This is a genomic window from Megasphaera stantonii, assembly GCF_025567065.1.
GTDB classification, from domain to species: domain Bacteria; phylum Bacillota; class Negativicutes; order Veillonellales; family Megasphaeraceae; genus Megasphaera; species Megasphaera stantonii.
The window spans coordinates 259,991-265,990 of sequence record NZ_JAOQKD010000001.1 but is presented as its reverse complement, the minus strand read 5'-3'; the positions used below and the strand labels follow the sequence as shown (position 1 = coordinate 265,990).

Below are 6,000 nucleotides of genomic sequence, written 5' to 3'. Positions count from 1 at the left end.
GTGGTTGGCGGATTATGGACTAATGCAAATTATACAACTGAAGAAGGTAATGATTTAAAAATTATTGCTGATGGAAAAGATGGTCATGGAAATATAGGTATAGGTTATGATGGTACGGTAAATGTACTCGGTGATAAGTTAACCGTTGAATCAGTTTCTAATGCGATTCAAAGCGGCTATATAGAAAATGCTAAGGTACAAATTTTGGCAAATAATATTGAAATCAATGCCGGAGATAATGGTATTTTTACATCAACAGAAGGCGGATATAAAAGTACCGTTATAATAGGCTCGGAAGACAGAAAAATCCAAGGCTTAACCATCAACGCTGGCGGCCAGGGCATTGATAATAAAAAAGGTAATGTTTACATTTACGGTACTGATGACAGCCAGTTTTATATTCATTCCTTAAATACAAGCGGTAAGAACTCTAATCAGGCGGCCATTAATAATTCGGCGTATAAAGGCGAGATTAGTATGACCGGCGGTTCTATTAGACTGCAAACAGATAAAGTTGACAAAGGGTACGGTGATGGTATTACTAACAGCACAGGTACTACGACTTTAAATTTTAATAGTATTGAAATGGATGTAACAGGAAACGGCATCCGTGCTGAAGAAGGCACGGTCGATGTGAATGGCGCAATAAACAGTATTAAAGCCGGAGATTTAATTCAAGATGGAGAGAACAATCAGTATGGTACTAATTTAGCCATTAATGCTGGTTATAAATATGAACTTGAACTTGGAGGACATGTCATAACTACAATAAGAAAGAATGGTATTGTTAATTTGATAGCTAGTGACGGCGATAATACTCTTAACGGTGCGGTGTACGCCATTGGTGATGAAACGAATGTGCAGATAAGCGGTTTGGCAGATGAAAATGGAATTTATGGAAATAGCTGCTATAACTATGTTGGCTCTGCCGCTGTTATTGAAAATGCCGGCGGTTTGAAGAAAGATGACAGTGGTAAATTTACCAACACAGAGGTTGTTTCTGCCTTGTATGCAGAAGAGGGCGCGAACATTGTCGTATCTGGCGAACGGAACGAGTTTAGATCGTATGCTGCTGACCCTACTGATACAGGGACGCTGGAAAGAACCATCTGGGCTTATGACAAAGCCAATATTGAAATTAACGGCAGTACGCTTATCAGTACGGATCGCTATGAAGAGACGGCTGAGGCTCAGAAGGGCAATAGCGCAGACATCGCCATTGCCGCAGGGACAGCTGTAAACCTTACGAAAGACATGGTAAATGCTGAGATAGACGATGCAGAGCGGGCTAAGGTAACGTTGAATTATGGCGCTAACAGCGAGATTAAAGGCGATATTTTGGCAGCGTATGCCGGACAAGTAGATATTGCAGCGAAAAGTGATGTGACAAGAAGCAATTCGGCAAAGATTGATATTACTGGCAATCTCCTTGCTGGTAACAACGGTGTACTGAACGTCAACCTGGGCAATGGCGGTACGCTCATAGGCCGTGCTGACGACTACGGCGACGCCGGCATGGTTGAAAACAGCGGTCACGGTACGGCAAACGAAGAGGGAAATACGTTCTTCAATCCAGCGTTCAGCAGCAATATTTATAAAGGCGGCGAAGTGAACCTTATCATGGGTTCAGACTCGACATGGGAAGTTACCGGCCAGAGCTGGATTACGAGCGTGAATACGCTCGGCAGCGAAAACGTCGTGATCAATCTCACATCGGCTAAATCGGATTTGAATGAAAAAGCGCGGGCTCTGACGATCGGTGAAATGAAGGGCGACGCTGTTTTTTCAATGAGACTGGACGGCGATAGAAGTGCCAGCGATATGCTGTATATAAAAAATGCTAACAACGGTAAGTATTTCATCAACTTGGAAAATCCCGTGACTGTAGAAGATATGTATAACGGGTTCGACGGCTTACGCTTTGCGACGGTTGGCAAGGGTTCTCATGCCACGTTCAGCGCTGGCACGTACGACAACGGCGTGTATAACGTCGAATACGAAGTCGGCACGGACGACTATGATGGAAATAAGGAAAACAGCGCGTATAACAGCACGAATGCCGACGGCGAAATGGACGCAGCGAAACCGGGGAATGCTTTGGTAGATAATCTCTTTAAGGACGAACCGCAGGAAGTCGCTGCGAACGGCATCATGACTTTAGCCGTTGTTGCTTCGCCCGATTCGACAGATGCGTCCGATACGACGGAAAATATGGGTACGAATACGGATATGAACGGGAAGGTCTTGAACGATGAGACGAACTTTAAGCTCATCGGCGTCAAGTCGACGGAATTGTCTGACGCTGGTAAGACCGTCGTGGCCATGTCCAAGGTCAACTACGCTAACGCCATCTACATGGACCGCCTGAACAAGCGCATGGGCGAAGCGCGCTATATCGACGGCGACGAAGGCCTGTGGGTGCGCATCCGCCACGACCGCATCGGCAAGTCTGACGCCTTCCGCAGCAAGAATACCATGATGGAACTGGGCTATGACAAACGCGTCGACGACCGGGAAGACGGCGAACACCGCCGCGGCTTTGCCATCGACTACATGCGCGGCACGACGGATTACCATAACGTAGCCGGTGACGGCGACGTCCGCAGGGGCGGTCTCTGGCTCTACGATACGTGGCTCGGCAATAAGGGTCATTATTCCGATTATGTCCTCAAGATTGGCAGATTGTCCAATGATTTTGAAGTGTACGCGAGAAGCACCGGCGAAAAGATTACCGGCGACTACAGCAACTTCGTCTACTCGGCCAGCGCCGAATACGGCCGTAAGAAGGACATCGGCAAGGATTGGTATTTTGAACCCCAGGTTCAGCTCCAGTATGCCCACGTGACCGACGCCGACTACACGACGAGCCAGGGCACGAGCGTGGAACTGGACGCTATCGACAGCATCATCGGCCGCGTCGGCTTCCGCCTCGGCAAGGATATGGGCGAAAACAATACCTTCTATGTCAAGGCCGACGTGCTTCATGAATTCCTGGGCGATCAGGATATCAGCGCCTTCGACGATACGGGTCGCCTTGACACGACCTATGAAAACGAAGGTACCTGGTACGACGTGGGCCTTGGCTTCTCCCATCAGTTCAGCAAGGGGACGTACATGTTCCTCGACGTGGAAAAGACCTTTGGCAATGACAACGAAGACACGTACCAGTTCAACGTCGGCATGAACTGGAAGGTTTAAGGCAGGCTATGGAACGGAAAGCAGTCTGCCCCGTCTGCGGCAAGGAGTTTATGGCGGACCGGTCGACGCATCGATATTGCAGCGCCGTCTGCCGGCGCTATGCGTACCGGCATCGCCATGAGGACGAAACGCCGCCGTCTCAACGGGCCAGCAGCGGAAAGACGCTGCGATCCTTCCGCTGCATCCGCTGCGGCAAGCAGGTCGTCGTGACCCAGGGGGCAGACAAGCGGAGGAAATTCTGCTCACCCCACTGCGAGCGGCTGTACTGGAAGCATTCCAAAAACGTGGAGTCCCAGCCCGTACAGCACGCCTTCCGCTGCCGGAACTGCGGCGTCCTCGTGGAAATACGGGACGCTAAGGACAGGCGGACGGCTTTCTGCAGCGCCGATTGCCGCAAGCAATGGTTTTCCTTGCATAGAAACAGATAATATACGACGAGAGCCGGAACATCTATGCGATGCCCGGCTCTTGTTATTTATGATATGAAATATACTTGACGCTGAGTGCGTCATCCAGTACAATAAAAGTGAAAAAATAAGGTGCTGCGCCGACAAACGGTCAGCCCCTCTAATTAACGAACAAAGATAGCCGCCAAGTAGAAGTGGAGCTCTAGTGGGCGGCTATTTTTGTTTATGCGATATAAGATAGAACAATACTATCAGTAAGACTAAGGTAGTATTGATAGAATCCATACGCATCACCCCGCTTTCGGGGCACGATTACCGCCTGCCGTTTGGTGTACGCAGCACCTCTTGGGATAGCGTACAGGAAAGCGTGCAGTGTGTCAAGGGATGGATGAATCATATGTTTGTTGAATCAGCATACGCCTTGACGGCTCGGAAGGGGTATGCTATGATGAACATGAAAACAAGGTGCTGCACCGACAAACGGTTAGCCCCTATATGTTAAGCAACAAAGATAGTCGCAACAGTTGGGCGCTGGCGGCTATTTTTGTTTGTGCGAAATGAGATAGAACAATACTATCAGTAACACTAAGGTAGCATTGATAGAATCCATACGCATCACCCCGCTTCCGGGGCCTGATTACCGCCTGCCGTTTGGTGTACGCAGCACCTCTTGGGATAGTGTACACGATGGACTGCGGTGTGTCAATGGACAAATAGACCGTATGTTTGCTAATTTGATATACCATACGCACAAATAAAAGGAGCCTCTGTCAGAGAGACTCCTTTTTTGCTGTGTACAGATATTATTCGTTCGGCGTCAGGGCCTTGCCCGGTTTGACGAAGATCCAGGCGACGATGGCTACGATGCCGAAGAGAGACGTGGCGATGAAGGCGTCGTTCCAGCCGTAGTTGGTGACGAAGTAGGCCGTGACGATGGGGGCGAGGACGCCGCCGATGTTGCCCCAGAGGTTCATCCAGCCCGATACGGAGCCGGTGTATTTGCCGCCCAGGGAGATAACCGTGGCCCAGCTGGCGCTCATGGAGAAGCCTAATGCGCCGAGGGAGACGGTCATCCAGAAGATGTTCATTTCGGCACTCGGCGTATGGGCCGCGACGTATAGGCCGATAGAGGTGACGGCGACGCCGGCCATTGCCGTGAAGGTACGCATGGTATATTGCCGTTCGCTGTTTTTGCCGTTGGCCATTTTGTCGGAAATATAGCCGGCGACGAAGACCATGGCCATGAGGGCGATCCATGGGAAGGATGCCCAGATGCCCATCGCTTTCAGGGACAGGTTGTGTACTTCCGTCAGGTACAGGGGCAGCCAGGCCAGGAAGACGTACATGATGTAGTCGACGACCATGAATTGAATGCCGACGGCCCAGAACTGGGACGAGCGGAGGAACTTGCTCCACGGGGCGACGCTCTTCTTTTCGCTGGCAGCGGCGCGGCCTTCGGTGATGTGAGCGTATTCGGCTTCGTTGACGTAGGGGCTGTGAGCCGGGTTATCGTGGGCGTATTTGTGCCATACCCAGGCCAGGACGATGCCGACGAGGCCGAAGATGATGAATACGGCATGCCAGCCCATGGCGGCCATGAGGGCGACCGTAATGGCCGGGCCGACGACGGGGCCGAAGAAGGTGCCCATGAGGATGGACGAGCTGGCCTTGCCCTTTTCACGGGTATTGAACCAGCTGAAGGTCGCTGCTCCCAAGGCCGGGAAGACCGGGCCTTCGCCCATGCCGAAGAGCAGGCGGACGGCGGCGAAGCTGACCTTGCCTTTGGCAAAGGCTGTCAGAGCCGTGAAGATAGACCACCAGAGAATGGCCAGGGCGCCGGTGCGGCGCAGGCCCAGCTTTTCGGCGAGCATGCCGCCGGGAACCTGCATGAGTGCGTAGCCTGCGAAGAAACACGTCTGAATGAAGCCCATATCAATTTTTGTAAAACCGAATTCTTGCATGATGACAGGTGTCGCTACGGATAAATTGACGCGGTCCATGTAAGCTACAAAGCTGATTAAAAAGATAAGAAAGGCGATTTTCCAGCGGAAATTCGTCCTTGCCGGCGCAGCTGCCGCGGCGGTTTGTTGTCTTTCCATTGCATTTTCCATACGATACTCCCCCTTGATAGATCATTTCCTCAAACTGCCATGTATACGAAAAGCCCCTGCCGTCTCGACGATGGAGACGGCAGGGGCGAAGGCTCGCGGTACCACCCTGCTTTATCACTTAGGGCCCGAAGGCTGTCCTTAACGCTGACATACGGCTGCGCCTCCCGTGCAGGACGCTCGGCGCGGCAGCTCGCAGGCGATGTCGAAGCAGGTCTGTTTCTGGTCCGGCTCTCACCGCTGCCGGATTCTCTGTAGGAAAGGGAAACCTGTTCTTTACCTGGTCA

At 51.4% G+C, this 6,000-nt stretch carries 3 protein-coding genes; 2 read left to right on the top strand and 1 reads right to left on the bottom strand.

The annotated features are described in order from the left end of the window. Positions 1-792 precede the first annotated feature (792 nt). Together OCV58_RS01205 and OCV58_RS01200 are read left to right on the top strand one after the other, a co-directional pair. Positions 793-3,198: an autotransporter outer membrane beta-barrel domain-containing protein gene (locus OCV58_RS01205; protein ID WP_267312738.1), complete on the top strand. Its 2,406-nt coding sequence runs from the start codon at positions 793-795 to the stop codon at positions 3,196-3,198. A gap of 8 nt (positions 3,199-3,206) precedes the next feature. Next, a complete protein-coding gene (locus tag OCV58_RS01200; RefSeq protein ID WP_154876641.1) occupies positions 3,207-3,626 on the top strand; it encodes a hypothetical protein in 420 nt (139 codons plus the stop codon). Between the two features lie 782 nt (positions 3,627-4,408). On the opposite strand, the gene OCV58_RS01195 is transcribed toward OCV58_RS01200, so the two are convergent. Then, entirely contained in the window at positions 4,409-5,716 is a 1,308-nt protein-coding gene (locus OCV58_RS01195; RefSeq protein WP_087477946.1) for an MFS transporter, read from the bottom strand. Positions 5,717-6,000: the final 284 nt, after the last annotated feature.